A 1,122-nucleotide genomic window follows, 5' to 3' on the forward strand; every position below is an offset into this window, starting at 1 on the left:
ATCGGTTTGGCAATATGGCGGCTGAATTGCTAAATTCAAGCTCAGTTCTTCGATTTAACTTTTGTGCAAAACTAAACATTTGTGCTTCGATTTCCGCCACATCGCCAAGCCGAGAACCGTTAGCCAACAGTTTATCGAACCGCAGAAAAAAACAACAAATATTGATTAATGGAAACATTTAATTTACATGACAGAATTTTAGGACATTCAATAAATAATCCCGAAGTGAAAAATTTTATAGATTTTTTTTCACTTACTTTAGATATTGAAAATGATTGGAGTATTGATTACAATAATAGAGAAAAGGGAGTTTATTTTGTGTTTGAACAAAAAGATAAATTTGAAAATGAATTCGGAAGTCCTAAATCAATTTACACTAAAGATGAATCCGAATTAATATTGAAAGAAATATCATTTGAAAATAATTATTTAGAAAAAAGGAAAGATTTTGATATACAATTACCTTTTAACCTAAAAATTGGCGATAGTGTTGACGAAATTTATCAAAAAATAGGTAAAAAACCATACGAAAAAGACAAAGGAACTTCTTATGACAAAGCGGAGTACAATTATTACTTTAAAATAGATGACAAAAAAATTTTAATTAAACTTGATGAATTTATAAAATTTGTTTGGATTAGATTTTGGTTAATTAGTCTATCTGAAAAGTATGTTGATGAACTAAAAAAATCTTTAGCCAAACAAAACAAAAATCTTAACTTAGAAAATATAGAAACTATTACTAACTTAAAAACTAAAACACCTACAAAAAGTTGGGAAATTAGAATGAATGAAGGTGATGATATATTTAATAAAGAAGATATTGAATTTGCACAAAAAGTATTAGAGACATTTATTGATACAATTTATGAAGCAACTATTCAAAAAAAGGCAACGAAAATTTATTCTGCAATAAAAAAAGTTGTAGTTTCATTTAACAGAAATGGAGATTATATTGAAACGTTAGAAAGAGAAGAATTAGTAAACTTTATTCAAGATTCTGTAAAATTGACAGGATTTGCAATTGAAGATAATTCAGACTTAACTCAACAATGGAGAGAATGGTAAAAACAAAAGTTTGTAAACTAAAATCTTAACTGAAAAAGAAAAAAACCGTCGGCT

At 26.7% G+C, this 1,122-nt stretch carries 1 protein-coding gene; it reads left to right on the forward strand.

What is annotated here, in order from left to right; translation table 11 throughout:
* Window positions 1-168 precede the first annotated feature (168 nt).
* Window positions 169-1,068, forward strand: coding sequence for a hypothetical protein (locus IAI56_RS15720; RefSeq protein ID WP_187658759.1), 900 nt, complete (start codon window positions 169-171; stop codon window positions 1,066-1,068).
* Window positions 1,069-1,122: the final 54 nt, after the last annotated feature.

Origin of the sequence: Flavobacterium macrobrachii (assembly GCF_014486675.1) — a bacterium.
GTDB classification, from domain to species: Bacteria; Bacteroidota; Bacteroidia; order Flavobacteriales; family Flavobacteriaceae; genus Flavobacterium; species Flavobacterium macrobrachii.